Source organism: Parasedimentitalea huanghaiensis (genome assembly GCF_009753675.1).
GTDB classification, from domain to species: domain Bacteria; phylum Pseudomonadota; class Alphaproteobacteria; order Rhodobacterales; family Rhodobacteraceae; genus Parasedimentitalea; species Parasedimentitalea huanghaiensis.
In genome coordinates, this window is the sequence record NZ_WQLV01000018.1 from 13,781 (window position 1) to 40,420 (window position 26,640).

The window sequence follows — 26,640 nt, forward strand, 5'->3', positions numbered from 1 at the left end:
ACCCTTGCAGGGCGGGACAATAGATAGGCGTCCCTTGTGAGGGAGGTGAATGGGGGATGCCCGTCAAAAGTAACCGTTTCATGATGTCTCTATATCAGCAAAAATCGGCAAAAACAGGCGGGTATTTCCGTTTTGCCGATTTTTCGCGGCGGTGCGATTTTCAACCATCTGTTTTTGCTCGATTAAAATTTTGGAACTTAAGTCAATTTGCGTTGAGGCACCGGCATGTATTGCTGAAAATGTATCAAACACTAGGGAGATTTCATGACGTTCTTTCTGATCGTTACGCTAAATGGACTGACACTCGCGGCACTGTATTTCCTGGCAGCCAGCGGGTTCACTCTAATTTTTGGCCTGATGCGCACCGTAAACATGGCGCACGGAGCCCTTCTGTTGCTGGGTGGATACGTGGGCTTTGAGGTGGCAAAGACCACCGGTATCTGGCCGTTAGCTATACTGGGCGGCGGTCTGGCTGCGGCGCTTGTGGGCGCAATTATCCAGTTTGGTATCCTTGGCAGATTTCAGGGAGATGAGCTGCGTCAGACGCTGGCATCGATTGCACTGTCAATTATCATGGCTGACCTGATGTTGTGGTTCTGGGGTGGCATCACCTATCAAGTGGCCATGCCCGACGCCTTGGCTGGTGGGTTCCGGTTGCCACTTCTTGGGGTAGGATATGCCACTATCCGCTTGGTTCTCATCGCCTTTGCTATCGTTGTTGGTATTGCCCTGTGGCTTGTCATTGCCAAAACTCGACTGGGCGCAATCATCCGCGCAGGGGTCGATGACCGTGAAATGCTGCGCGCGCTTGGTTTCGATGTGGCAAAAATATTTGTTGTTGTTTTTGCACTGGGTGGTTTGCTTGCCGGTATGGCGGGTGTTGTGGCCGCAAGCGCGCTATCCATATCGCCGGGCACCGATCTTCAGTTCCTTCTGTCCTCGCTGGTCGTTGTCATCGTTGGTGGCATGGGCAGCGTTGGCGGCGCGGCACTTGGCGCGCTTCTGATCGGGCTGGCAGAGCAATATGGGCTCGCATATGCTCCAACCTATGGTGTGGTCTTTACCTTTGCTATCATGGTGCTGGTTCTCGCGGTCAGACCACAGGGTCTGCTTGGAAGGTCAGAAGCATGAGGACCGCGTTTTATCTTCTTCCGCTTGCGATGGCACCGCTTTTTGCCAATGATTTCTGGTTGGTCCAGATATTGGGTCGAGCTTTGAGCCTGGGTGTCATTGCGCTGAGTCTGACGTTTTTGGCGGCCTATCTTGGTGTGGTCTCTTTTGCCCAAACAACTATGGCAGGGGTGGCGGGCTATACCGTCGCCTATTTCGGACCAAATACTGTAGATGTCGGCTATGAGTTGCCGTTCTACGTGATCCTACCGCTTGCGATGATCATGGCCACCCTCTCCGGGGCATTGATCGGGCTGATCGCGCGGCGCAGTCAGGGCATCTATGCGATCATGATCACGCTGGCGATTGCTGTGGCGTTCTTCTACTTCACCCGCCAAAACTATTCGGTCTTCAATGGCTGGACCGGCTTCTCGGGGCTACGGGCACCAGATATTGCAGGCATAAATCTACGGGCACCCGTACCGTTTTATCTGCTGTGTCTTGGCGTGGCGGCCTTGTCTCTGGTCCTTGTCAACGGCTTCATCAAATCTCCGCTGGGTCTGACCATTCAAGCCGTCCGAGATGAGCCAAAGCGGGTGCTGGCGATTGGTATCCCGACCACACCGGTCATTGTGGCAGCCTATGCGTTTGCCGGATTCATCGCTGGATCAGGTGGCATTCTGAACATTTGGCTTCAGGAACGGATTTCATCCTTTTCGGTCGGGCTTGGTCCCATTGTGGATATTCTAGTCATCGCGGTTATTGGCGGATTGAAGCATCCGATCGGAGCATTCATCGGCGCGATTGCCTTTGTTTTACTCGACACCTTCGCCGTCGATTTCATTGACCGCGAGAGGTTCAACACACTCATCGGTCTCGTATTACTTGCCATCATTATGGGGGCTCCTGATGGCCTGCATGGGTTGGCGAAATCATGGTTGTCCCGTTCCGCAAAACGACCAGCCAAAATCAAAACGTAAACAGGGAGGAAACAATGTTTACCAATCTAAGAGCTATTACGATGACCTCGATATTGGCGCTCGGGGTGTTCACCGCACCTGCGTCAGCTGAAGACATCAAGATCGGCGTCATCTCGATCCTAGAGGGTGCATTTGCAGCGCTTGGTCAAGACGGTATTCGCGGAGCAGAGCTTGCCGTTGCTGAGGCAGGAGGCGAAGTGGCTGGCAACAAGATCGAAGTGATCACAATGTCATCCGACGCCAGCCCGGACAGTGCGGTAAACGCGGCGCGCAAATTGATCGAACAAGATGGCGTCGACATCATTGTTGGACCTTTGTCTGGCTCTGAGGGGCTGGCCTTGCGCGATCTCTCAAAATCCTACCCTGCGGTGACCTTCCTGAATGGATCATCCGCAGCACAGGACACAACGTTGCGCGACTCATCCGATAACTTCTTCCGCTTTGGTGGCGATGGTGCCCAGTGGATGGCCGGTGTCGGCAACTACGCCCACGACGATCTAGGATACCAGAAAGTTGCGGTTGTGGCTGAGGATTATTCCTTCCCCTACACGCAGGTTCTTGGGTTTATGACCGAATTCTGTGCAGCTGGCGGTTCAGTTCCGGATAAATTCTGGACGCCGATTGGAACCAAGGACTATTCATCTGTCGTCTATTCTATCCCATCAGATGTTGATGCGATTTTTGTTGCACTTGGCGGTGCAGACGCCGTGAACTTTCTAACCCAGTATAATCAGGCTGGGGGTGACAAACCCATCATCGGCGGCTCGATCACAATCGACCAATCTATCCTAGATAGTGAAGGCCCCTTTAAGAAGCAGCTGATCGGCGCGCCTGCGGGCACCCCAACGGTCAGTGATCTGGACGGCACAGAATGGAAAGCGTTCACTGCCAGCTATACCGAACACTTCCCCGATGGCTTTACAGCGCCGTCGATCTTTGCGCACCACTACTACATGAGCGCACATGCGGCAGTTCTAGCCTTGGAAGAAGTCAAAGGTGACTTGTCCGGCGACCAGGCAGCATTTCGCGCCGCACTGTCCGACTTGCAGTTTGTAACGCCAACAGGTGGAACAATGCGCTTGGATGAAAACCGCAACGGCATCGTTGATAATTTCGTGACCGAAGTGTTTGAGCGCGAAGATGGCACCCTTGGCAATCGAGTGGTCAAAATCATCAGTGATGTTGATCAGTCACTTGGCCAGGATCCTTCCGCCTTTTTGGCGCAAGGGCCAGTAAGCCGGGACAATCCTTCGTGCCCGTAAGCTACGACCATAAAGCAGCCAACGCCCTGGAAATTCAGGGTGTTGGTCGCCGCTTCGGTGGTTTTTGGGCCGTCAAGGATGTATCCTTGACTGTCCGGCCCGGTGAACGTCGCGCGGTTTTAGGACCGAACGGCGCTGGTAAGACCACTTTATTTAATGTTTTGACGGGCGATCTGGTGACCTCTGCGGGCACAATCCGCATGGACGGAGCCGATGTGACCCAAATGCCAATGCACAAACGCATCAAGGGCGGACTGCGCCGTACCTATCAACACGCACATCTGTTTAACGGGCTGACCGTTCGTGACTCCCTATTTTTATCCGTATGTGGCGTAGCGGGAGGCTGGCAAAGATTTATGCCACTGCGGCTCAATGATGGTGCTGTTGCCAAAGCCGAGACCCTTGCTCAGTTGTCAGGCCTCAGCGCAGAACTGGACCGAGAGGTTGCCAACCTGTCCCATGGCCAGCGGCGCCAGTTGGAAATCGGCATGGCACTGGCGGAAAACCCTAAGATGTTATTGCTGGATGAACCAGCCGCAGGCCTGTCGCCCAGTGAACGGCCGCGGTTGGCTGAACTTCTATTATCGCTTCCCAAGCATATCACGATCATCCTGATCGAACACGATATGGATATCGCCCTTAAGACGTCGGACAGCGTTTCAGTTTTGCACAATGGTCAGCTGTTGGCCGAAGGCACCCCCGAAAACATCATGTCGAATGAAGCGGTGCATAAGGTTTATATGGGAGGGGCGCATGGCCACTGAATCCTTGCTAAGCATACGCGATTTGCAGGTTCACTATGGAACCAGCCACGTATTGCATGGCGTAAACCTTGATGTGGATCGCATTTCTTTGGGCATGCTGGGGCGTAACGGCATGGGCAAAACCACGCTGTGTGCCGCGATCATGGGGTTGGTGCCAGCAACCGGTGGGTCGATCCATTTTGATGGCCAAAACATCACCGATGCGACTCCAGAAAAACGCGCACAGCTGGGTATAGGCTATGTCCCACAGGGACGCCGAATATTCCGATCCCTAACGGTCGAAGAACACCTGCGCATGATGCAACGCAAAGGCAGCGCCTGGACGGTTGATCGTGTGTTCGACACATTTACACGTCTCAGAGAACGCCGCCGCAATCTGGGTGATCAATTGTCTGGTGGGGAGCAGCAAATGTTGGCTATCTCGCGCGCCCTTATGCTCGACCCTAAGCTACTGGTGCTGGATGAGCCGACCGAAGGTTTGGCGCCTGCCATCGTGTCGGATGTCATCGACCTTGTTGCCCGTTTGTCAGCCGATGGCATGGGCATATTGCTGGTGGAACAAAACATTCACGCCGCCTTTGCCGTCGCGCAAAACGTGGCAATTATGGTCAATGGTGAGATCGTAGAAACCCTGCCCGCCGCTGATCTTGAGGGCGACACAGAGCTTCAGAAACGCCACCTCGGAATTGAGCCGGGACAGGTCATGGCCGAAGGAGATATCACATGAGCAAAGTCTATGTAATTGGAACCTGTGACACCAAAGCCCCCGAGTTGTGTTTTGTGCGAGATCTTATCCGAGCCACTGGCGTTGAAACCGTTCTTGTCAATGTAGGTACCAAAGGTGGTGAAGAGGTGGCAGATGTGCCTGCCTCTGAAGTGGCCATGTGCCATCCGGATGGTCCAGCCTCAGTTTTTGTAAATGATCGCGGACAGGCGGTTGTGGAAATGTCCCGTGCCTTGCGGGCCTTTGTGCTAGAACAAGAGGGCCTAGGTGGCATCATTGGATTGGGTGGATCAGGTGGATCGGGCATTATCGCCCCAGCCATGCAAGCCTTGCCAGTCGGCGTGCCAAAAGTGTTGGTCTCGACCTTGGCATCGGGCGATGTCTCGGCCTATGTCGGACCATCTGACGTGAACATGTTCCATCCGGTCACGGATGTCTCTGGGCTAAATCGCGTGTCGCGCAAAGTCTTGGGCAATGCGGCCCACGCGATTTCCGGGATGATGACGTGGCGACCGCCGGTGGTTGTTGACACCCGTCCAGCCATTGCTCTGTCGATGTTTGGCGTGACCACACCGGCGGTTCAGGCCATGACCGACAGCCTGCAGCAGGAATTCGATTGTCTGGTCTTTCACGCCACCGGAAGTGGTGGGCGCTCTATGGAGCAACTGATCAAGCAGGGCGACATTTCAGGCGTGCTGGACATCACCACCACGGAAATCTGTGACCTTCTGGTTGGCGGCGTGTTGAGCGCAGGTGAAGACCGTTTGGACAGCATCGCCCAGACCGGGGTGCCCTATGTTGGGTCGTGTGGCGCTTTGGATATGGTGAATTTTTGGGGGCCGGACTCTGTTCCCGACAGGTTTTCTGACCGGTTGTTCTATCACCACAATGCTCAGGTTACGCTGATGCGCACGACGGCTGCGGAAGCTACGCAAATCGGCGACTGGATTGGTCAAAAACTGAACGCCTGTGACGGCCCAGTTCGCTTTCTTCTTCCGCAGGGCGGAGTGTCTGCGCTGGACGCGGAGGGGTCACCGTTTTGGAACCCCAAGGTTGATGCCGCCTTGTTCCAGGCGCTTGAAGATACAATAGAACAGACCGAAAACCGTCAGCTGATCAAATTAAATCACCACATAAACGATCCGGAATTTGCAGCGAGTGCTGCGGCCCATTTCCGTGCAATTGCCAAAGCCTAAGAGGATATTATGTCAAAACTCAACAGAACCGAAATCCTCAGAAGACTGCGTGCTAAAATTGCACGGGGTGAAACGCTTGTGGGCGGTGGGGCCGGAACCGGCCTGTCGGCAAAATGCGAAGAGGCCGGTGGCGTCGACTTGATTGTGATTTACAACTCTGGCCGCTACCGCATGGCGGGCCGTGGCTCTCTGGCCGGGTACATGTCCTATGGCAACGCCAATGAAATCGTCATGGATATGGCCAGTGAAGTCTTGCCGGTTGTTCAGGACACGCCGGTTCTGGCAGGTGTAAATGCCACCGATCCTTTTTGCCTGATGGATAAGTTTCTGGATGATCTAAAGGTAACTGGTTTCACCGGTGTTCAGAACTTCCCGACCGTTGGCCTTATCGACGGAAAGTTTCGCCGCGAGTTGGAACAAACCGGCATGTCATATGCGATGGAGGTCGATATGATTGCCCGTGCGCATGCCAAAGATATGCTGACCTCCCCGTATGTTTTCAACCGTGACGAGGCTGTTGCGATGGCCAAAGCAGGCGCTGACATTATCGTAGCGCACTTTGGATTGACCTCAGGGGGGGCAATCGGGGCCACCGATACACCTGACATCGACGACTGCGCCGCGCAGTTCAATGACTGGGCCAAAGCCGCCAAGGCTGTGCGCGATGATCTGATTTTTATCTGCCATGGTGGACCATTGGCCGAACCCGCAGACGCACAGGTTTTTTTGTCGCTTTGCCCTGATTGTCACGGATTCTATGGGGCGTCTTCTATGGAGCGATTGCCCACAGAACGCGCAATTCGCGAACAAACCGCTGCGTTTGGAAATTTAAAACGCGCCACTCACCAAGTTGTAGGAGCTGCAGAATGATCAAGGTTTTCTCATCCACCATTATTGATGTACCAGTCGATCAGGTCTGGGAGCGGGTAAAAGATTTCAATGGATTACCAAATTGGCACCCAGCCGCGACTGACAGCCGGATCGAGGACACGCATGCACCTGGCGCTGTGGGTTGTATCCGTAATTTTGCCCTGAGCGATGGATCGGGTCGTATCCGTGAAACGTTGTTGGCTATATCGGATGTTGAACGGTCATTGACCTATAACATGCTGGCGGGCGGGCCATTGCCGTTTGTGGACTACGTCGCCGTTATGCAATTTGCTCCGATCACAGATCGCAACCAAACATTCGCCACTTGGTCTGCGGAGTTCACTGCGGGCGACGGCCAGATAGATCATTGGCGCAAATTTGTCGCCGACGACGTGTTCATCGGTGGATTTAGGGCGTTGGAACAAAGTTTCTTCGATTGAATGGTGGAATTAGAGCGGTGGAGAAATTGAAGAGTAGGGTCGCACAGGTTTAACTATCTACAAAGCGCGGCCAACTAGTATGAGCCTCGCTTGATCAGCCACTCGTCGGAACTCCGAAGGGACCAGTGCTGTGTACCTCTAAATAGATATCCGAGAATAACACTGTCAGTTCGTCGTGCAACACCCCGTTATCTGCGCGCCCTCTGCCAAATTTTTGGAGCCATTTCGGTTTTCCTGCGGCAGCAAACCCTTTTAGCCCAGCTTTCAAAAAAACCAGGGCACGTCATTCAGGCTGAAAAAAGGCATTTTCAGAGTTTCTCTTCCTAAGACAACCAAATTTTTAACTGGCAGTTTGTTATGGACACAGGATTCCCCTAGTTTTGGACCTATGCCTTCAATGCAACCTTTGACGAAGCGGGCCTTCTTTAAGAGAGCCCCGTAGAACCGCAGCCCGCTCTTCGTGTATGAACTACCTAGATCGCCAAATACGTAAACGAATGTCTTAAAGGGGCTGACAGCGGTCACCTGGGTTATTGGAAAAACACGTGATTTCGCCGCACACGTGTTGCCGCATCGCCGCAAGGCAGCTTTGAGCCCAATTTGACCGATGCTGTGCTTTGTCTGAATGGCTGTTTTAAATATTGAGCATGTATCGGGTCGCTCGATCCGTAGTCGTGTTGCTATCTACGTTCCAAACAAGAAAGGAACTAGAAACATGAGCTTTCAAATTCATTCCCTGCCAGCCAAGGACTTTGCAGACTTTTTTACACTCTCCGATGCTGAACTAGCCGATAGGAACGCGTGTCGTCAGATAGTGCAGTCAAAGCCCGGTACTCCTTGCCGCGTAAGTATGGCTGATGCCGAAGTGGGTGAAACTGTCATTCTGTTGAATTATGAACATCAACCTGAACATTCGCCCTACAAGGCGACCCATGCAATCTTCGTGCGAGAAGGCGCACCGCAAGCCAATTTGGCTGTTGGCGTGGTGCCAGAGGTTTTGCGATCTCGCGTCATCTCGCTACGATTGTTTGATAACAACCACATGATGATTGATGCTGATGTTCTACAGGGTGACTGTCTTGCTGATGCCATCACAACAGCGTTCGAAAACGATCAGGTGTCTTATGCCCATCTACACAATGCAAAACCCGGATGTTTTGCTGCATCCGTTACCCGTGCAAAATAGGTCGAAACAATGAGGTAGTTCGATGAAGCAGCCATTGATGTGCTTGCGGCCAAAGTCGGCAAAGTCCGCACTGCCGTCACCCAGCCGCCAATAATGCTGCGCTATCCTCGAACGGCTGCAATGCGTATGCTGTGTCGCGGCGTCAGCTAAGCTGGGCAATGTCGGGTGTGGGCTGGAACCTGCCGTTAGACGAGCTTGGCATAGATGGCGGCTTTGGACCGCTACTCCAGTTGGATCAACAACCGTAATGATGGCAAGGTCCGCAAGCGAGATGGGAGCAGACCGACGGCACGCCATTTGGACCTCGCAAGCAACCATCCTGACCCGGAATGCCAAACTAGAGCTGGCTTCTGGAGCGAAGCCTGAACATCCCGGACGGTAAGCTCTGTGCCCCGGTTTTCCGCGCCGCTCTCGCAAATAGCTGTGGGTGCCTGCGGCTTAGCCCCGTCGAATGTATGGCAGCATGGTCGCTGTTCCACTGACCAACTTTATCTAGCTGAAGGCCTAGGTCTTGTCCGTTGACAAGGCGACAGTGGTTGGGCTGCTGCACACTTTCTCTCGCGATTACCGTGACCTTGAACACTTGTTGATAAGGCCACGTGATGACCACTCCTCACCTGCCCCATCCAAAACCAACAGCCCAGGTCGAACCTTACTACGAGATCCTGGGCCTGGACGACACTCTTCGGTTTTTTGAGGCCTTCGGTGGCACCGAAATCTATATTGCAGCCAACCCCGGAATCCGCTCCAGCGTGGTTGCTGTGGTGGGGTATGACAAGGCCAAGGCATTGACGGAAATATCTCACCTGCTGCAGCTTCGCGTCCCTTTGGCCAAAAAGTGGCGGACCCTGGCGTATAAATCCCAAGGTTTGTCAACGGTTCAGATCGCCCGCAATCTCTGCGTGACCGATGTGGCAGTGCGCAATTGGCTGAGAGCTGACGCGAACAAGGCCGCAGCCCGCTGAGCCTTCAATCGTCTGCCCCCTTGGCCTCACATTCAGGACTTCAACCCGTCTTCTGTGTTTCGCGCCAACGGCGTTCAAAGACCGTTCAAAGTCAATTTAAAGACGCGCCCAAACCGACAATTTGAATGGTTTTCCCGCTTCCCGAATGGTTACTGCAATTTTCTCTGTCCCAAAATGCCGATGCCGTGCCGTTCAGATCTGAACCCCGACGACACCTCAGATCACCGCTGTTGTTGGACACCTATACTTGCAGTAACCGGAAGAGCCCGGAGGATGGCGGAAGAAGCCGGACAGAGCATTAAAAAAGGGCGTTTAAGATAACGAACCATGATTTGGACAGATTGGTCGCGTGTCTTTCAATCAAGCATAAAACGGGATTTAAACGCCAATAGGCCGGTGTTGGGACATCAAAATCTGCAAATTCCACCATCCCTCAATAGCGCTATAATAAGGCTGGTGCCTATCGCCGACGTCTCAGCCACTCGTAATTCAAGGGAATTTTGACCCTTGGAACTAGAAAGTCACCTTTTTAGTTCGCTCGACTTTCTAGATAGAGAATAGCTGTTTGAAGTCATGGCAGTACGAAAACTCTGTGCGCCATTTATTGCGCTGGAACTAGAAAGCATTTTTACGCGGAACTATGACATCATGCGCTCACCCATGTCCGAACAGGAATTCATATTTTGTGTTCTTAATCACAGGTGCTGCTCTGCAATAATTTTGCACAAAGGGCAGAGAGCGGACTTTCTCTTCGATCAGCTCCACTGGCGGCAGTGCGCAGTTATTGACTTTTGCAAAGTGGACACCAGGACGCGCCGGCATGTCACGAATGGCCTCTAGTTGCCGTTCATGCCCGTCGTGAAGAATGGCTGGTCCGAGCCCATTCGAACTATCGTTCTGCGTTGCAGCGAATGTCGGCTTCTAAGATCAGTGAAGAAGCAGGTAAAACGCAAAATGTCCCTTTGTTCTACAAGCTATTCCAGAGCCGGGGCCAGCCTGCTTGCAATAAGGTCTGCCGAACCTGCCCCTGTCAACGCAACGACTACGACGGCTTGATGGCGCGCACTCCATCCTACGAACGATGATGCGCCATCCAATCCACCTGAATGGCCCATCAGATAGCTCGGCGGAGATTGACTTATAGCCACGTAAACCATTGTCCCAAGTCCATTGTAGCGTGTTGGCTGAGAGGGATCAGAGGCGGAGTGGAACATTGGATAGAGCTGTTGCGTCATGCGGTTCAGCGTCGTTTCAGATACGACGGATCCTTCAAAAACGCCGGCGACGAACGCCGCCATGCTTTCTGCGTCGCCGATGACGCTTCCCGCACCACCGAAATGGTTGATGACTTCTCGCACGTCGCCGTTCGCTTGGGAGAGTGCGACGACATTTTCTGGTCGCTCACCTGCCGCCATGACTCGAAGGCGTTCTGCTTGTGTTTTCGCTATGACTTGGCCATCGACAAAACTGTGGTAACTTTGCCCAGAGACCTGCTCAATGACTTCTGCCAAAAGCGCATAGCCTGAGTTGCTGTATCGCCAGTTCGTACCTGGGCAAAACAGGTTTCCATGTCGCTGGAGCACGGCGATTTCATCTTCTAACGTCATCAATTTATTTGATGCGCGAACCTGTGCGTCTTCGTTTGCGCTAAAGAGGCCAGACGTGTGGTTCAGCAACATCTCGAGAGTGATCAGTTCGCCGTCAGGGATGCCCGACAAATAATTTGAAATCGGGTCGTTCAAGGAGAGACGCCCTTCTTCTTCAAGAACCAAAATCCCCAAAGCCGTAAACAGTTTTCCGGCGCTCGCCCAATAATGCAGGTCACGAGCTGTGGACGGATCCCCTGCCGTGCGAAGATATCTACTTCCATCGAGCCGAAGAACTGCGGCATCCACTGTTTCGGTCGGCAGCATCTCAAGAGCGTTTTCAAATGCAAGATCTAGTCTTTGGACCGTCGCCGCAGGGATGGTTCCAGTTGACCCAAACCGCCCGGTTGGGAAGCGAAGCTCTGCATTTTCAAGTATGGAAGGACCATCGTATGATAGTCCTTGCGAACAATCGCGCGGCGTTGAGCTTCCATATGACGAGCAAGCACCAACGAGGAGGACAAAAGGTATATGGAAATAGGGGCGCATAAGTCTTTCAATCACCGAATAATTATTGCTAAACGATAATTATTTTTCTATAAAAGATAATACAAGAGCCTTTCAGAGGAGCTGGCATGTGACCCCGGGTGTAAAAGAAATTCAGATACGACGGTGGAGCAAAGTTGTTGCAAACACCTGCCTCATCAGTGCTTTAGCTCTTCCCGCGCTTGTATTGCTCGGGCTTTACCTGAGCGAGCGAGCGTTGCCATTGTGGATGAGCGCACTCGGATTGCTGCCGGTGATCCTGTTCAGCGTAAGTATGGTCGCGGCCTACCGATGCTTCGCATCGTTTGCACAAGGGCAATGGTTCTCTCAGCATCCCGCAAGCCATTTGCGAAAATCTGGGATCTACCTCGTTTGGGCAAGTTTTGCGGGTATTGTGATTCCCGTTCTGATTGAGGCACTAGCAGCGCAAAACTCGATCACGCTGTCAATTAGCAGCTACCAGTTCCAAAGTCTTCTGTTTGGCGCGATCATTTGGGTTTTGGGGTCAGTTTGGCAAGACGCCTACCTTGTCGCCAAAGAAAATGCGGAATTTGTATAATGCCGATAATTGTGCGGCTGGACGTCATGATGGCAAGACAGAAAGTCTCTGGCAAAGAGCTGGCGCAAGCCATTGGCGTAACAGAAGCCAACCTGTCGCTCCTCAAGAGAGGGCATGTGAAGGGAATTCGCTTTGAGACGCTATCGAAGATTTGTGTCTATCTTGACTGCAAACCAGGCGATGTTCTGGATTTTGTGGATGACTAAACTGGATTGTCAAACTCGGTTGCTGTTGTCCTCCGGCGTTTGTCCTGTCGTAATTTACAAGTGCGCACTGCTAGATCTTAATCATCGGCACATTATTCTCTGGGGGGCGCATGCCTAAGAAATCACTTCTGATGATTGGCGTGTTTCTCTTGGCAACGACAATTTGGGCTGCATTGCCTCGGGTTTCAAACCCTTCGCCAGACTATCAAACCCAACCGACCAACGATGGCTCACATGTCGAAAAGATACGCGCGGTTTGGCCCGGCCCCAATCCCGAAGACCGCGTTCGTGCACGAGTGGTAATGAGCGGTGAAGATATCATTTTCGAGGATGGACCGACCAGCCAAGTCATGAATACTCATTCAATAAGAAAATCTCTGCTTAGTTTGATCTATGGAATCGCGATTGACCAAGGTTTGATTGACCTCGAGGCGACACTGCAGGAGCTTGGAATCGATGAAAATATACCACTAACAAATCAAGAAAAATCGGCCACCGTCCGAAACTTACTTATGTATCGGTCTGGTATATATCTGCCTGCGGCTGGAGAACATGACAGCCAAATCACGGACAGACCAGCCCGTGAAGAGCATGAGCCTGGCGAATACTTTTTTGCCAATAATTTTGACGCCAATGCGCTTGGCACGATCTTCATTCAGGAAACAGGGTACGAGCTTGGACCGTTCATGGAGGAGTTCTTAGCAACACCTCTGGGTCTACAAGATTTCGACGCCAACAACGTGATCATGGGGGACCCATGGTTCTGGCCAAGTCAGGATACTAGGCACCTTCAGTACTATGTTTACATGAGCGCCCGGGATTTGGCTCGCATCGGCGCTATGGTTGCTCAGGACGGCCAATGGGGTGGTCGTAAAGTCATCCCGAAAGACTGGATCGAACTCATAACCGCCCCCCACAGCGACCTCGAAGAAAGCCATGTGCCAAATCACTTATATTCACACTTTGGCTTTCAGTGGTGGTTTCAAGAAGAAACAGGGACCGTTTGGGCCAACGGATATGGAGAACATTTTCTGATGGTTGACCCAACGCACGATCTTGTTTTGGTCGAACGAAATTTCTCAGGAAACTCGTTACTCAGTACTGCTCGCTGGTTGTCGAGCGGCAATAAGTTTTCAGGGTCGTTGTGGGAGTTAATCGACACGCATGCGATGCTAGTTAAAATTTCTGACAGTTGATCCTGTTCTTCAAGGTGTTGGTCGAGAGGCAAACTCGTACGTGTTTTGCTCTTAGCCTGCGCCAAAGCATCATTTTTGAGCCACCTACCTATTCACCCTCTGGCGCACGACGCCAATTTGGGAATGGGTCTTTTAAATGGGACCATGCTTCGGGGGTGAAGACTTGGGCGTCTTCGACAAGGGCGGCATCCAGCGCCGCAGTGATCATTTCCTTTTCCAATCCCGCGCCAATAAGGACCAACTCTTGACGGCGATCCCCAAATGGTTCCCGCCAATGCTGCTCGAGATAGGCTGATCCTTGTGGAGTATCAGGACGTCGCTCTGGCAGCACAGTGGCCCACCAAATGCCCAGAGGTTTGACGCTTGACATAGATCCAGCCAGTGAAAACTCTGCGTGGCAACCCAAAAATGTCCCTTTGCACGAAGGACTCCGGGCAGCGGGCCGTTGAGGGCCGCATACGATTTTTGAGGATCGAAAGGTTTGCGCGCACGGTAAACGAAGGAGGAAATTCCATATTCTTCTGTTTCGGGAATATGATCGGCAAACCCATATAGTTCTTTCGCCCAAAGTGGATTTTCTTGAGCCTTGTCAAAATCAAACAGACCAGTATCGAAAATTCGATCATGGGGTACTTTACCGTAATCCGCCTCGACAACCTGTGCGTCAGGATTCAGGGCCACAACAATCTTACGCGCCGCATCAAGTTGTTCATGGCTTGCGTCTGCCGCTTTGTTTAGCACGACGACATCCGCAAATTCGATCTGTTCAATAAGTAAGTTCACCAAGGAGCGGTCATCGCCCTCGCCCATCACTTCGCCACGATCCTTCAAAAAATCGTGGCTGGCATAGTCTTTGAGCAGATTTACACTGTCCACAACCGTGACCATTGTATCAAGTCGCGCTACATCGGATAGGCTCGCATCATCCCATCGCGAAAGTCGAACGTTGCCGCAACAGGCAACGGTTCGGAGATTCCCGTAGATTCAATCAATAGATAATCGAACCGGCCTTCCGCTGCCAGCCGTGTCACTTCTTGTAGCAGATCATTACGTAAGGTGCAGCAAATACATCCGTTGGTCATCTCCACAAGTTTTTCTTCAGTGTGACTCAAATCTGCCCCACCATCTCGAATGAGATCGGCGTCAATGTTAACTTCGGACATATCGTTCACAATGACCGCAACACGGCGTCCATCTCTATTACGTAATACTTCGTTGAGAAGTGTGGTCTTACCTGCGCCAAGAATCCTGAAAGGACAGTAACTGGAAGACGTGTGTCATGGTGTGTCATGATCTGACCTAGCTGTGAGAATACCTATTTCAAGTTGAGCAACGCGCCATGGGCTATGGCTAGCGCGTCGCTCATTCGGAGAGCAGGCTCCCCTAACTTTTATGCACGTTTTAATGCGCCAACATCTCGTTCGCGATGTCCTCACCGCTCATTTCAATTGGGAAATAAGTCGGCCAATTTGTCCATTCAGTCAGAATTTGAGCGCGATCATTCCCCCAGTAAAGGTGGTAGTGATCGGCTTTTGTAGGAACTATTTTATGGTCACTGAACTGAATGGACGCCGGTGCTTCAGCGTCACCACCTGATTTTTTAAAGAGAAATCGCACACCTTGATTGCCCGATTCATATGTCAGAATTTCGTACCCATCGTCTTCGTACTCACCTTGAATTGGTGTGCCATCTCGAAAGAATGTCACGGTTGAGCCGTTGATCAAAATACGTTCCACGTCAGTTTTGTAACCCGCTTGATAGTACGCATGATATTCCTCAACGGTCTTTTCGCCATTTTCGGCCTTATGCGTCATGACAGCATCTAAGGTGCCATCATTTAGATATGGGTGGATGGATTGCCAATCAGCAGCCCAATCAGACAAGGGACGCGCTTGAATCTCTGCTGCATTGATAAGGGAGGGCCCATCAGCCTTATGGGCGTGGGTATGTGATGGTGTCTGAGTTGCCGCTTGCTGAGCTGTCGCTTGTGTTGAAAACACAATCATTGCGCCAAGCGCAATGATGCCAGCTTGTTTGAGTGTTGTGCGTTGCATGAAGTTTCCAATTCTCGCCATATGATTCGTTATGTTATTACATAGCATGGCTCGCTGTAGCATTGAATAAATATGATATTCAAGACGCGTCGAATGTTTCCCGCGTAACTTTTCTTGGCTAGACCAATTGTCAAATGCAGTCCTGAGTGACTAGCGCAACGCAGATATGCTTTTCACACAGGTATGCAGATTGATCATGTCTGTTTTGGACTGGGGCCGGTCTTTAGGCGGGTTTCGCGTAAATAGCGGTTCCGGGTCGTTCTCTGCCGTCTGGTCAACATCAGTAAATGACTGCAAGGCCCCGCATTGCTGCCATTGAAGGGCGTTTGTTGGACTCATCTCTGCAATGTCGGCTAACCGCCATTTCGGGTCCTTGGTGGGCAGAGCAGCATCCGTCACTTTGTCCGCTCAGCCGCCACTCGCCGTGAGAAGCGTCAAAGACCGCTGAGCGGACAAAACTGACCTTGGATTTCCCGACTTCGCTGGCGCGGCATTTTCTCGAACTTGCAGCAGCTTTCATGCAGCTACGCAGCATAGGTCACCAAAGCAGTCATTAGAATTCGAGATTAGCAGATGCGAAATTCGAACCACCTTTTCTCTGCGGCTGTGCCTATGACTGCTTCGGCCTAAGTACTTTCAAACTACGTTTGCAGCATTGACCAGCCATAAAACAGGGTCACACCAAGTGTATAAACCGCAAGAATGACCACATTGACCGGATTTCCAGACAGTTTCGGTGTCTTGATCTGGGATACATTCAATCCCGCAAGGCACAGACCACACACCGCCAGAATGATCGCAAACGTTGAGCGCTCAAAGTATCCCGCAAACATGACGACAAACACAAGAATGATGCTGTTGTTATCAATGGCTAGCCCGGTATATTTAGCATCCCCCGACAACCCGAAGGTGCTGAAATAGCTCAGGCGGATCGCACCAAAGACCAACGTCACGAACACGACGGGCAGAAACACGGTACTAAAATCGGCATAACTCAGGATGAGAATGGCAGGCGTGACGCCGTAGCTGACAATATCGATCAGCAGATCAAGCGTACCGCCGAAGGCCCGATCATCCCCAGTGCGGCCTTTCATTTTGCGTGCAATCAATCCATCGGCCCAATCAAATCCCACGGCCCAAATCATGCCGATCATCGCTGCCGGGTACATCCCAATGATCAAAAAATAGATCGCCAGCAGCGAACACCCCAAGCCCGCAAGCGAGCAGATATTGGGCAGATCTTTGATGTAGGATAGGATCGGTGGGTTCGGCGCGGCAGCGTTTTCGATTGTCATGAGACATCCTTTGAGTTAACAGAACTGACACCTTGTCAACATTTGACAGGCAATCTCTGCTTTCCATTCTGAGTGCATTTGAAACGTGTCGTTTCAAAACATCAATTAACTCTGGGCTTCTGAAAGCCTAGAGATATCTCAGTTTAATTGTTTGAAACAACTGAACAAAATTCACGCACACGCGCATTCAGATGCCCTGTGCTACCACCGATGACGGGTGGGCAAAAGGATAAAGCGAAAATGATCGTCTATACCGTTGGCACGTTCGACCTGCTTCATGTTGGCCACCTGGCATTGTTGAAACACTGTAAATCTTTGGGCGATACCTTGGCCGTTGGAGTAGCCTCTGATGAGGTCGTGAACCTGTACAAACCCAACGTTCCAGTTGTCCCATTGGAACAACGGGTTGAGATGCTTGAAGCCCTTAGTTGCGTCGACATTGTGCGCCCCTATCACGCGCTAGAATACGTTTCGGGCTGCAAAGCTGTCGGTGCCGATATCTTTGTAATTGGCGAAGATTGGGGCACTAATTCCCACAACCTCGATGTTGATTCCTATCTGAAAGAGATGGGCAAAGAAATCGCGCAGGTGCGTTACAACCCGCGCACATCGTCCACAAAAATAAAACAGATGGTTCTGGCACAGTCCCAAGCCAGCAATCGACCGCACTGATACCACCCGCCGGTTTGCGGCCTCTTTTCGGCGTCGACCCCCATTTGTCTCACAAAAGGTGACCCATATGATGGCACTCTACTCCAAGCCTGCGGCGTTCAGCGCGGGTGAGTGTGAGCGTATCATTGCGGCCATCACCGCTGTGCCGTCCAACGATGCGATGCTTGTAGGTCAGACGAAAGACCAGTCAGTGCGCAGAGCAAAACTGGTCTGGGTGGATGACGTCGACGGGCTGGGCTGGGTCATGGACCGCTTAATCGAAATTGTCCGAAAATCCAATGCCGTCCAATTTGATTTTGACCTGCGCGAGTTTGCCGAGAGCCCTCAGGTCGCAAGTTACAAGGCCTCAGACAGCGGACATTTTTCTTGGCACTCCGACATTGGCGATGGCCCCATGGCACGTAAACGCAAGCTCACATTGGTACTACAGCTTAGTTTGCCAAGTTCGTACGAGGGTGGCGATCTAGAGGTTATGCCAAGTGCTCAGGTCTTATCTGCAAACCGCGCTCAAGGGTGTGTCAGCATCTTCCCCAGCTTTGTGCTTCATCAGGTGGTTCCCGTGCAACACGGCGTGCGCCATTCCTTGACACTATGGGCACATGGGCCTGCGTTCAGATGAAACGCCTCACCGGTTGCGTCGCAGTGGCCCGTTAAAAATCGTCGAATTCGGGCACATTTCCAATCCGAACAAGGAACGTCGGCGCACTTATCTCGCCCGAACTTGAATCCTCAACAATCATATAGGCATCTGCACCGGCGCAATCTGGCGATTGGCTCGCACGTTCCGCTCGGCTTTCGGCTTCTTGTGCCGTTGAATACTGGAACTGTTTGTCAATTTTCACACCCGCTGGTGCGCCCTTTGTCCCCTTGGCATCGACATAGGTTTGACAAATGTAATGGGTTTTTGACGTGTCGCCGTTATCGTCTGACATTTGGGCAATCCTTGAAAGAACTTTGGAGGAGAACGTAGTCAGAGCCAATCTGCGGCTCTCAACGCGCGATCGCTCAGAAACCTGAACGTTCGAGATCAACGACCACTATCCTACATGAACTAGAAAGTCCGTCGCAAACTTCATAAAAGAAGCTGCCGAATTCCGAAAGTTCGATCTGGTGCGATGGCCTTTGGGGGGTTCTTCTCCGAGGTGGTCCGCAAGAATGACCGGTTTTCCCGCCCCGCAGCAGCTGCCAGACTCACGCTGACGCAGCAATTTTTGCGCCGCGAGCGCACGTAGCAGGAAAACCAAATTCACACAATGGGCTCGAACCGACCGTTCGCCGCATTGGCCATGAACGGCTGTTATGGGCCGGTAGTTCCAGTTCAGCCTACAACAGTGAATGACTGCAACGATCTCCTAGCCGCCGTTGACGGGGGTTAGTTGGACTCGTCCCCGCAATGTCGGCTAATAGTCATTTCGCGACCTTGGTGCGCAGCGCAGTATCCGTCACAAAGGGCGGGGAGTCGGCGTTCGCCGCAGAATGCATCAACGGCAGCTATGCGCAGTTATTGATCTTTGCAAAGTCGGCCCCAAGGACGCGCCGACATGTCGCGAACGGTCCACTGCTGCCAATCGGGACAACGGCGGCGAATGGCTGGTTAGGGTCCAGTTTCAGTTTTCATAAAGAACAATCAATGCTCGTTTTTCAAAAGGCTTTGGATCATTCCACACAAGACACCAACTCAATTGGTGCACTTCTGAAACTGCGTAGAACAGGAAACTTGTAGTCACTTGGCGCATGTAATTGCTTTTTGCAGAGCCACTGCGATTTGATGCCTTTTGAAAGGTTTGGTCAACAACACATCACCTGCACCAAGAAATCCAGAATCTTTTGCCGCTTCTGCCGAGTAGCCGGACATGAAAATAATCTTCAGGTTTGGGAAGCGAGCTTTAGCTTCCGCTGCAAATTCCGGTCCGCTCATGCCACCTGGAAGCACCACATCCGACAACAGCAGATCAAACTGCTTCCCAGATCCTAAAGCTTCTCGAGCTGCGACTGTCCCATCTACGCTGGTTACCTGATATCCCAACCTACCAAGCATCCTGTTTGTAAGTTCTCGTACCATGGGGTCATCTTCAATTAGTAAAACAGGCTCATTGCTGCCAAGTGGCGTTTCGACAACGTTTTCTTTAATTGGTTTTACCGCGAGCGAGTGATCTCGAGGCAAGTAAAGCTTGATTGTAGTTCCTTGACCCAGCTCACTGTAAATGCTGACATGCCCTCCGGATTGCTTAGCAAAACCATAGATCATTGATAGCCCTAAACCGGATCCCTGACCGACCTCTTTAGTCGTGTAGAAAGGCTCGAATGCTCGCTCCTGCACTTCTTTTGTCATTCCGGTGCCGCTGTCAGAAACAGCCAGCACCACAAAATCACCCTTTGCTGCCTCAGGATTTTTAGCCACATAGCCTTCATCAAGGCTGGTATTATAGCATTCGATGGTGAGAGTGCCACCATCGGGCATTGCGTGCTGGGCGTTTATCGCAAGGTTAAGAAGAGCGTCTTCGACCCGGCTGGGATCGGCAGCCGCCGACCAGAGGTTCGAAGGCTCCGGGAATTTTAACAAGATCGTTTCGCCAAGAGATCGGGTAAGTAAATCTGACATCCCTTCTACCAAAACAGAAAGGTCGATAGGCTGCGTTGTCAGGGACTGTTGCCGCGAGAACGCAAGTAACCGGTGCGTCAGTTCAGCACCCCGATCTGATGTGCGGATGATATCCAGCAACAGATCCTTGTTGAAAGCACCTTGGGACTGCATCTCCTCTGCTAACCCAAGAACGATGGCCAGCAGATTATTGAAGTCATGGGCTATGCCACCCGTCAACTGACCGACAGCTTCCATTTTTTGGGCCTGCCGCAGACGTTCTTCAGCTACCTTTGCGTCGGTGACATCCTCAACCAGGACATATAGCCCCATCACGCTACCGTCCTTAGTAAAATCGGGCACATAGGTGCTGTGTACATCGCGCGTGCCACCATCCTTGAACGGCACCGTAGTCTCGTAGACAACTGTTTCCCCTTTCAGGGCTCGCTCCAAATGTTTTTCTATCACCCCATAGGCAACGTCACCTATCACGGCTTTGACATGTTGGCCTTTGAACTCGCCTTGCGCGTCACCGAACCAATCCTCGTAAACTTTATTGTTGAATTGGTAGCGCCTGTTAGCATCCACATATGCAATCAGAAGAGGCACTGAATCCGTCAGCAATCGTAACCGCTCCTCGCTGTCGCGCAGGGCTTCGGCTGCAAGGACAAAACGTTTTGCGATACTCAATCGCCACATCATGAAGCCAATCAAGGAGCCAAGGAGAACAAGTATCACAGCGGCTTGAAACCAGATTTCTTGCCAGAATGGTGGGTGAACGGTAACTACAAGACTAGTACTTTCACCCCAGGGGCCATCCCCGACCCGACCCTGAACAATCAGAGTATACTGCCCACCAGGAACCCTGCTGTACCTGCCAAGTGACGCACTGTCGGCGACAAACCAGTCCCTTGCGAAGTTCTCTAGCTTGTAGCGAATATCCCGGTTTGCGTGCCCAGCACGTCCAATGACCGATGCCTCAAACTCGAAGTCGGTAATGGGCCAATGGATTTCGACCTCTTTGGTACGCTCAACTGCGGTTTGAAGAGGCATATCCACACCGCTTTGCGTTAGAGAGGTGAAGATCACACGCGGCAGCGCGCCCTCATCCGTTAACAAGGGAATTGAAATTACGCCCATTCCTGACAACGTGCCAAGCATAAGATCCTGGCTGCTGGTCATGAATGTTCCTCCGGGCCAACTTAGAAAAACATCACTTGGCAGCGCATCCTTGCGGCCATAAGTGGCGACAACACGCCTGCTGCTTGGATCGAACTGAAACACCCCGGCGTTGGTTACTAACCAGAGAAAGCCCTTTTCGTCGGTCTCGATTGCAAAGATCGTATTGGTTGTGAGGCCGGTCTTGCGCCCCATTCGTTCGAATGTTCCTGTGGATTCATCAAAAACATTCAGGCCGCCTTCAACGGTGGCTACCCAAAGCTGCCCCTGTGGGCCCAGCTCAACTTCTGACACATTGGAACTGCCGATCGACGTCGGGTCATCGGGGTCGTGAAGGTAGGATGCAATGACCTTTTCGCCATCGAATTTTAGCAAACCTTGCCCCCAAGTGGAGAGCCAAAAGGTTCCGCCCTGGGAGACTGCAACCCGAGAGACAAATGCTGCCGTGATCCCGGCTTCCATGTTCGAAGAACTGTTGAAAAACTGGTAGTCCCCGTTTGCTGTATCGACCCGGCCTAGGCCACTTGTTTGCGATCCAAACCAAATGACTTCCGGGTTGCTCGGGTCATAGACCCCGCCCCAGGTCCCAAATGCCGATTGCGGTGATTTCAGCCGTCTCAGAACTGTCCGAGAAGGGACATCAACCAGCAGAAAACTGGAATCAACTTCGCCGATCCAAAGCCTTTCGTCAGCGGCCTGTAGAATTGTGTTCACTTCGTTTAACGCTAGAGTATGACTGGGATTTTCAGAAAGGTCCGAGACAGGCTGCCAGCGCGAATAGCTTTTGGTTTCCTTGTTGTAGCGCTTGAGCCCGCCAACGCCGCCAACCCAAACGCCGCCTGAGCTATCTTCACTAACCGCCAAAACTGGTTCTAGGTGCTTTTCAGGTAGGCCCTCATTTTCAAAGCGGGCGGTCCAGATCGACCGGTCCGGGAAAATCCTATAGATTGGGCCGGTGTTGTAGGGCAACCAAATCGTACCATCGCCGGTTTCAAACACCGATAAGATCATCTCGGTAGTGTCCGGTGATGTGGCATTTGGGTTGCGCAGTATTACATGAAATTTCTCTGTTGCGGGGTCAAACATTTCGACGCCAGCGGCAACGGAAAACAATCGGCCTAGCCAAAGGCGCCCCTGACTATCGACCGTGACCGTCAGCACATGGTCGCGCGAAATCCCCGATGGATCGTCAGGATCATGGCGGTAATTCTTGAATTCTCCACTGCTGACATCTAGTCGGCTTAGACCCTTTTCCGTTCCTAGCCAGATCTCGCCGTGGCGACCTTCGGCGACACTATTGACTTGGTCTGATGGCAGACTCGCGGGGTCCAGTGGATCATGGGTATAGTTTACAAAACTGTCCTTTCCCGGATCAAGGCGACTAAGCCCCGAGCGTGTAGCCACCCAGATGCGGTCTTTTTCGTCGATATGTAGACCCCAGATGTCATTCCCAGCAAGCGAGTGAGGGTCCGATGGATCGTGAAAGTAATGACTGAAGCCATCACCGGCTCCCTTCATTACATTGAGGCCGTTGTTTGTTCCCACCCAAACGGACCCGTCAGAACGTGTAGCTATCAGTCGCGGCACCCAGTTCATAGTGTTGGAACTCAGGCTGTAAGGGTCTGCTGGGTCATGCTGGTATGTAACAAACGAGTTGTCAGATTTATCATAAGCAACCACGCCACCGGCGCTACGTCCAAACCAAATCCGTCCCTGTTGATCTTCTGCTATCGTTCCAACCCGAGAGATGAATGCCGATCCTTTGGTGTTGAAGTACTTCGCGTTTCTATAGTCATATCGCAATGCGCCATTCGCCGTCGCAAACCATAGAATGCCGTCACTGTCTTCGAACCCTCCGGCTGTAACTGAACCAGAATCCAGAACAAATTCTGGCGTTTCCACCACCTGCGCCGCGGCTCTTGATGTTGAAAAACCTGTGATCGCAGCAAACAACACAACTAAAACCGGAGAGATTTGAACGGATTTTCGTCGTAATGCCAATAGCCCAAAACGATTCAATAGGGTGCTGTCAAACATTTGCGGGCCTCCGGCTCAAGTATTCAAAATAGTTCCTTCCAACTATTGGTCAAATGCGTTCGGACAGCCAAACCGATTGGAGAGTAGCCATTTTCGATGGCTGCGCATTGGGCACAAATACTATCCCACATTGAGGTTCGTAAGAGATGCAAAAAACACGGACCTTGTACTCACTCGAATTTTCAAAGTCAGCTTTCGGAACATTGCTGCCTTCAGCGCAGATTGCAGCGAATGGCTGGCATCCGCCCTTCCTGCTTCAGACGACCCCGGTGCTGCGTTTTGCACCAATGTCTTAGAAGGGCTGGAACCGGCCATTAGACGCGTCCAGCACCAACGGCAGCTAAGCGCAGTTTGCTGGCATTGCAAAGTCGAAGCCGCATGCGTCGCGAATGTGCATGTTCGGCCCATTGCCGCTTTTCACCCATATGGCCTCGAACGACAGCTTTGAGACATTCACCTGCCGGGCGTGGGGAGGGCCACAAAGGTCGTTTCAACCTTCGAAAGCCCATCCGCTTGTTACAACGTCGTCATTTTAGCAAACTACGAGCGATGACACGATTAACCTGTCATTTGCTGCGTTAGCTACCAACGGCCGCAAAGGCCCGATCACTTCCGGGAAGTCGTGCCGCAGAGTGTTTTCCATACCGATGTTCAGGATGGCTTTCTCACTGAGACATCTGTCTCCACAAATTTTGGTGTCGCCTGCCAATATTCGACGGCGGAATCGAACTCTGCCGCGTAAAACATTGGGATCTCGGGTCCCCAAGGGTCGCCATCGAAACGCCCAACACGTTGCGCACATTGGAAAAAGCCCGGCGCGGGTAATCCATCTCGTGCCTTGCTGACCACGAGCGCTGCTATCAACGGGCGCGCGGCGGCCGCATCCTCCTCTATCAGGCATTCCAATGCGACAGTGAGCTGATGGATCGTGTTTGGCGGAGCGAGACCCAAAGCCTTGGCAAGAGCTTGATACGTGATGGGAGTTGCATGCCCGGCAATTCTGCAAAGATATGCCCGAACGCGTAGCGCCAATACGCTGGCCGTTCCCTTGTCGGCGCCTTCGGAAAAACCAACAAATCGCATTTAATTACTCCCAATTTTCACTTACTTGCGACATCGTCTCCCATCAATCAGTTCCCGAAAAGCAGACGCGGGTCGAGTTTCTCTGGGAAGGCCCCCAATTGAAGGAAAGCACCTGTCGACTGATCCGCATGAAGACCGTACAGGCTTCAGCTTGGTCACTTCAGCACACTCCAACGGCAGTTAAAGGTTTGCGATGACACACTTTACACGCCCCACGATACGAATATCCGCTAGACCCTCTCCCGAAATAGTCTCGGGGGCGATGGACGGATTGTCACTAACAATGACCAACGCCCCCGGTTTGTCATCTTCGGTCACACCAACAGGCACAAGACGTTTGATAAAGGCCTCCCCCCTCCGTCTGAAAGCATAAATTCCTTCGCGGGTGTTTCGCGTGTCAGATATGTCCACCAGGACAAGCGATTCGTCGGGGATAGTTGGGGACATACTGTCGCCGCTTACCTTGACCAATACGCACAGATCAGCGGCCAGGTTATGCTTGCACAGCCAGGACCGCGAGACCGCAATGTGATCAGCCTCGGCATTCTCAACCGGGATCAATCTCGCCCCATCTGACAAGCCAATGTCAAACCGGCGGACAAGTGTAAAATCATTCAAATTAGACCGGTCAACTTCTTGGGTTGCGCGCTCCCCCTGCCCTGTCCAACTATCCCTGGTGGCTTTGACCGAGTTTTGGAAAGCTTCCATTTCGGAGCGGCGCGCGTCTTCTATGATTTTGGCTACGGCCTCACCTTCGGCCTCATTCGCCCGCTTGAGAGCTTCCATTCCAGGGCGAAAAGCCTCTTCCTTGGCCTTAGTGTATATATCGTTCATAGCCTTGGATATCTCACGCTTCTCGCTAACTCCCGTTAGCACGTAGAGAACATCTACACCTGCTTTTGCTGCGGCCATGAAATACTCTCCATCCGGAGATCTTCGTCCTGCTTCATAGTTGAGCTGTGCATTCTTTTTTACGCCTACAAGAATACCAAAATCACCTTGGTTTAAACCAAGTGCTTCGCGTTCCTGCCGTAGTCGAAATCCCAAGGTATCCATTTGGGTGCCTTTTCTATTGACGGTATTCATTTGAATACATAGTGTGCGTATCAACAATAGAACGCAGATTGCGAGGCACTATGACCGATAAGCCATTCCCATACCAGCCGGGCGTAATTCTGTATGACATAATTATCGGACTTTTGCGGGCGCGTGGCACCACTTTTGCCGCCTGGTGCAAGGAGTTGCAAATTGGAGAAAGCTCTGCCCGCAACGCTCTGTATGGCCAATCTAGTGGTAGTCGGGGGCAAGAGTTACGGGACAATGTCATTGAGCGCGCCGGCCGCGATCTTGTCGAACGAGCCTATTTCGAGCGCGTAAATCAACATGCCTGTAATGTCGCTAAGGCTATGCAGTCCCGGAGAGCTTCATGACCTCCTCCCCGCAACATTCCCAATCCAACCACGCTCCTGCTCGGGCCCGGTTGGACAACTCCCTCGGAGGCCATGGGGATGCGCCGCTGAGGGCTTTTTATTCTTGCCCACCACTCGCGGAGACGAGCCCCAGCGATTGCACATTAATGCGGAGACGCTGGGGCCAACGCGCCTGGTTTGGCACTGCCCTTTTCTGGCTCGGCGAGATCCTCGGCGCAGCCTCATTTTTAATAACGCTTACTATTGGTCTATTTTTGGGAGACATTTTTGGATGACCTTAGAGGAACAACTTAAGGCCCGTGCCACCGCGCTAATGCCCGCACCTGCGCGTCTCGAGAGATTTATGGCTGCAGCTACTGAGCAAGCACATTTTGCAACCGTCAAAGCCGATTTGAAGGTCCAGTTCGCAGCCGTAGACACCATGTCCCACTCCGGCAAATTGATTGCAGATAAACTCGATGACACACGTGAGGATGAGTACCTGGCACACGAAGAAGCGGCTGCTTGGGCATCGGCATTACTTGAAGACGGAACGCTTGGTGATTGCCTGAGCTTCCTCATCAACCGTGATCAGTTTCAGCAAGCAGTTGCGCAGAGGAAGCTGGACCTAGACCGGCCAAAAAGCCGCCCAAAGCTGACGACACTATGGGCACGGTTTTTTGGCCAACGCAAAGTTTCTCAGGCCATCTCCCCTACCCGCTAGTTTTTCATTTAGGAG

General features: G+C 52.1%; 26 protein-coding genes and 2 pseudogenes. 18 read left to right on the forward strand and 10 right to left on the reverse strand.

Annotated elements, in window-relative coordinates; genetic code table 11:
- Positions 1–78 precede the first annotated feature (78 nt).
- The gene (locus tag GO984_RS20625) at positions 79–252 is read right to left on the reverse strand and encodes a hypothetical protein (RefSeq protein ID WP_157024454.1); all 174 of its coding nucleotides are present in this window, start codon (positions 250–252) and stop codon (positions 79–81) included.
- Positions 253–264: 12 nt separating this feature from the next.
- Between GO984_RS20625 and GO984_RS20630 the strand changes: the two genes are divergently transcribed.
- The 11 genes and pseudogenes from GO984_RS20630 to GO984_RS20675 all read left to right on the forward strand — a co-directional run bounded on the left by GO984_RS20630 (position 265) and on the right by GO984_RS20675 (position 9,497).
- Positions 265–1,131: a branched-chain amino acid ABC transporter permease gene (locus tag GO984_RS20630; protein ID WP_157024455.1), complete on the forward strand. Its 867-nt coding sequence runs from the start codon at positions 265–267 to the stop codon at positions 1,129–1,131.
- Entirely contained in the window at positions 1,128–2,090 is a 963-nt protein-coding gene (locus GO984_RS20635) for a branched-chain amino acid ABC transporter permease (RefSeq protein WP_157024456.1), read from the forward strand. Before GO984_RS20630 ends, GO984_RS20635 begins: the two co-directional genes overlap by 4 nt.
- A gap of 14 nt (positions 2,091–2,104) precedes the next feature.
- On the forward strand, positions 2,105–3,352 hold the full coding sequence (locus GO984_RS20640; protein ID WP_167740449.1) for an ABC transporter substrate-binding protein: 1,248 nt from the start codon (positions 2,105–2,107) through the stop codon (positions 3,350–3,352).
- An 83-nt stretch (positions 3,353–3,435) separates the two neighbouring features.
- Positions 3,436–3,876: pseudogene (locus GO984_RS24030) on the forward strand (ATP-binding cassette domain-containing protein); the annotation flags it as partial.
- Between the two features lie 186 nt (positions 3,877–4,062).
- A complete protein-coding gene (locus GO984_RS24035) occupies positions 4,063–4,116 on the forward strand; it encodes a hypothetical protein (protein WP_425339665.1) in 54 nt (17 codons plus the stop codon).
- The gene (locus tag GO984_RS20650) at positions 4,106–4,843 is read left to right on the forward strand and encodes an ABC transporter ATP-binding protein (RefSeq protein WP_157024457.1); all 738 of its coding nucleotides are present in this window, start codon (positions 4,106–4,108) and stop codon (positions 4,841–4,843) included. The genes GO984_RS24035 and GO984_RS20650 overlap by 11 nt, the downstream gene beginning before the upstream one ends.
- On the forward strand, positions 4,840–6,036 hold the full coding sequence (locus GO984_RS20655) for a Tm-1-like ATP-binding domain-containing protein (RefSeq protein WP_157024458.1): 1,197 nt from the start codon (positions 4,840–4,842) through the stop codon (positions 6,034–6,036). The genes GO984_RS20650 and GO984_RS20655 overlap by 4 nt, the downstream gene beginning before the upstream one ends.
- A 9-nt stretch (positions 6,037–6,045) precedes the next feature.
- Positions 6,046–6,906 (forward strand): phosphoenolpyruvate hydrolase family protein, encoded by an 861-nt coding sequence (locus tag GO984_RS20660; protein ID WP_157024459.1) that lies wholly within the window; start codon positions 6,046–6,048, stop codon positions 6,904–6,906.
- Positions 6,903–7,346, forward strand: a complete 444-nt coding sequence (locus tag GO984_RS20665; protein WP_157024460.1) for an SRPBCC family protein — start codon at positions 6,903–6,905, stop codon at positions 7,344–7,346. Before GO984_RS20660 ends, GO984_RS20665 begins: the two co-directional genes overlap by 4 nt.
- A gap of 715 nt (positions 7,347–8,061) precedes the next feature.
- Positions 8,062–8,532, forward strand: coding sequence for a DUF1203 domain-containing protein (locus GO984_RS20670; RefSeq protein WP_157024461.1), 471 nt, complete (start codon positions 8,062–8,064; stop codon positions 8,530–8,532).
- Positions 8,533–9,134: 602 nt separating this feature from the next.
- On the forward strand, positions 9,135–9,497 hold the full coding sequence (locus tag GO984_RS20675) for a helix-turn-helix domain-containing protein (RefSeq protein WP_157024462.1): 363 nt from the start codon (positions 9,135–9,137) through the stop codon (positions 9,495–9,497).
- Positions 9,498–10,471: 974 nt separating this feature from the next.
- Here GO984_RS20675 and GO984_RS20680 read toward each other — a convergent pair.
- Positions 10,472–11,410 (reverse strand): serine hydrolase domain-containing protein, encoded by a 939-nt coding sequence (locus tag GO984_RS20680; protein WP_167740451.1) that lies wholly within the window; start codon positions 11,408–11,410, stop codon positions 10,472–10,474.
- 310 nt (positions 11,411–11,720) lie between these two features.
- Between GO984_RS20680 and GO984_RS20685 the strand changes: the two genes are divergently transcribed.
- The 3 genes from GO984_RS20685 to GO984_RS20695 all read left to right on the forward strand — a co-directional run bounded on the left by GO984_RS20685 (position 11,721) and on the right by GO984_RS20695 (position 13,590).
- A complete protein-coding gene (locus GO984_RS20685) occupies positions 11,721–12,188 on the forward strand; it encodes a DUF2975 domain-containing protein (RefSeq protein ID WP_157024464.1) in 468 nt (155 codons plus the stop codon).
- On the forward strand, positions 12,188–12,394 hold the full coding sequence (locus GO984_RS20690; RefSeq protein WP_157024465.1) for a helix-turn-helix domain-containing protein: 207 nt from the start codon (positions 12,188–12,190) through the stop codon (positions 12,392–12,394). Before GO984_RS20685 ends, GO984_RS20690 begins: the two co-directional genes overlap by 1 nt.
- Before the next feature lie 110 nt (positions 12,395–12,504).
- Positions 12,505–13,590 carry a serine hydrolase domain-containing protein gene (locus GO984_RS20695; RefSeq protein ID WP_157024466.1) on the forward strand — a complete coding sequence of 362 codons (1,086 nt, stop codon included), beginning with the start codon at positions 12,505–12,507 and terminating at the stop codon, positions 13,588–13,590.
- Between the two features lie 238 nt (positions 13,591–13,828).
- On the opposite strand, the pseudogene GO984_RS24040 reads toward GO984_RS20695, so the two are convergent.
- The 4 genes and pseudogenes from GO984_RS24040 to GO984_RS20710 form a co-directional block, all read right to left on the reverse strand.
- Positions 13,829–14,478, reverse strand: a pseudogene (locus tag GO984_RS24040) (CobW family GTP-binding protein); the annotation flags it as partial.
- A gap of 14 nt (positions 14,479–14,492) precedes the next feature.
- A complete protein-coding gene (locus GO984_RS24045) occupies positions 14,493–14,837 on the reverse strand; it encodes a GTP-binding protein (RefSeq protein WP_425339666.1) in 345 nt (114 codons plus the stop codon).
- A 154-nt stretch (positions 14,838–14,991) separates the two neighbouring features.
- Complete coding sequence (locus GO984_RS20705; protein WP_157024467.1) at positions 14,992–15,645, reverse strand: ZinT/AdcA family metal-binding protein; 654 nt, start codon at positions 15,643–15,645, stop codon at positions 14,992–14,994.
- A gap of 641 nt (positions 15,646–16,286) precedes the next feature.
- Positions 16,287–16,940, reverse strand: a complete 654-nt coding sequence (locus GO984_RS20710) for a CDP-alcohol phosphatidyltransferase family protein (RefSeq protein ID WP_138165365.1) — start codon at positions 16,938–16,940, stop codon at positions 16,287–16,289.
- Positions 16,941–17,180: 240 nt separating this feature from the next.
- Between GO984_RS20710 and GO984_RS20715 the strand changes: the two genes are divergently transcribed.
- Entirely contained in the window at positions 17,181–17,612 is a 432-nt protein-coding gene (locus GO984_RS20715; RefSeq protein WP_138165366.1) for an FAD synthase family protein, read from the forward strand.
- 67 nt (positions 17,613–17,679) lie between these two features.
- Positions 17,680–18,231, forward strand: coding sequence for a 2OG-Fe(II) oxygenase (locus tag GO984_RS20720; RefSeq protein WP_138165367.1), 552 nt, complete (start codon positions 17,680–17,682; stop codon positions 18,229–18,231).
- Between the two features lie 31 nt (positions 18,232–18,262).
- Here GO984_RS20720 and GO984_RS20725 read toward each other — a convergent pair whose 3' ends face one another.
- From GO984_RS20725 to GO984_RS20740, 4 genes are all read right to left on the reverse strand, one after another.
- The gene (locus GO984_RS20725; protein ID WP_138165368.1) at positions 18,263–18,544 is read right to left on the reverse strand and encodes a hypothetical protein; all 282 of its coding nucleotides are present in this window, start codon (positions 18,542–18,544) and stop codon (positions 18,263–18,265) included.
- A 791-nt stretch (positions 18,545–19,335) separates the two neighbouring features.
- Positions 19,336–23,409 (reverse strand): two-component regulator propeller domain-containing protein, encoded by a 4,074-nt coding sequence (locus GO984_RS20730; RefSeq protein WP_157024468.1) that lies wholly within the window; start codon positions 23,407–23,409, stop codon positions 19,336–19,338.
- Between the two features lie 651 nt (positions 23,410–24,060).
- Positions 24,061–24,492, reverse strand: a complete 432-nt coding sequence (locus tag GO984_RS20735; RefSeq protein ID WP_157024469.1) for a hypothetical protein — start codon at positions 24,490–24,492, stop codon at positions 24,061–24,063.
- Positions 24,493–24,672: 180 nt separating this feature from the next.
- The gene (locus GO984_RS20740; RefSeq protein WP_157024470.1) at positions 24,673–25,548 is read right to left on the reverse strand and encodes an XRE family transcriptional regulator; all 876 of its coding nucleotides are present in this window, start codon (positions 25,546–25,548) and stop codon (positions 24,673–24,675) included.
- Between the two features lie 80 nt (positions 25,549–25,628).
- Here GO984_RS20740 and GO984_RS20745 point away from each other — a divergent pair, with 80 nt between their 5' ends.
- Both GO984_RS20745 and GO984_RS20750 read left to right on the forward strand, forming a co-directional pair.
- A complete protein-coding gene (locus GO984_RS20745) occupies positions 25,629–25,922 on the forward strand; it encodes a hypothetical protein (RefSeq protein WP_157024471.1) in 294 nt (97 codons plus the stop codon).
- Positions 25,923–26,193: 271 nt separating this feature from the next.
- Positions 26,194–26,625 carry a hypothetical protein gene (locus tag GO984_RS20750; RefSeq protein WP_157024472.1) on the forward strand — a complete coding sequence of 144 codons (432 nt, stop codon included), beginning with the start codon at positions 26,194–26,196 and terminating at the stop codon, positions 26,623–26,625.
- Positions 26,626–26,640: the final 15 nt, after the last annotated feature.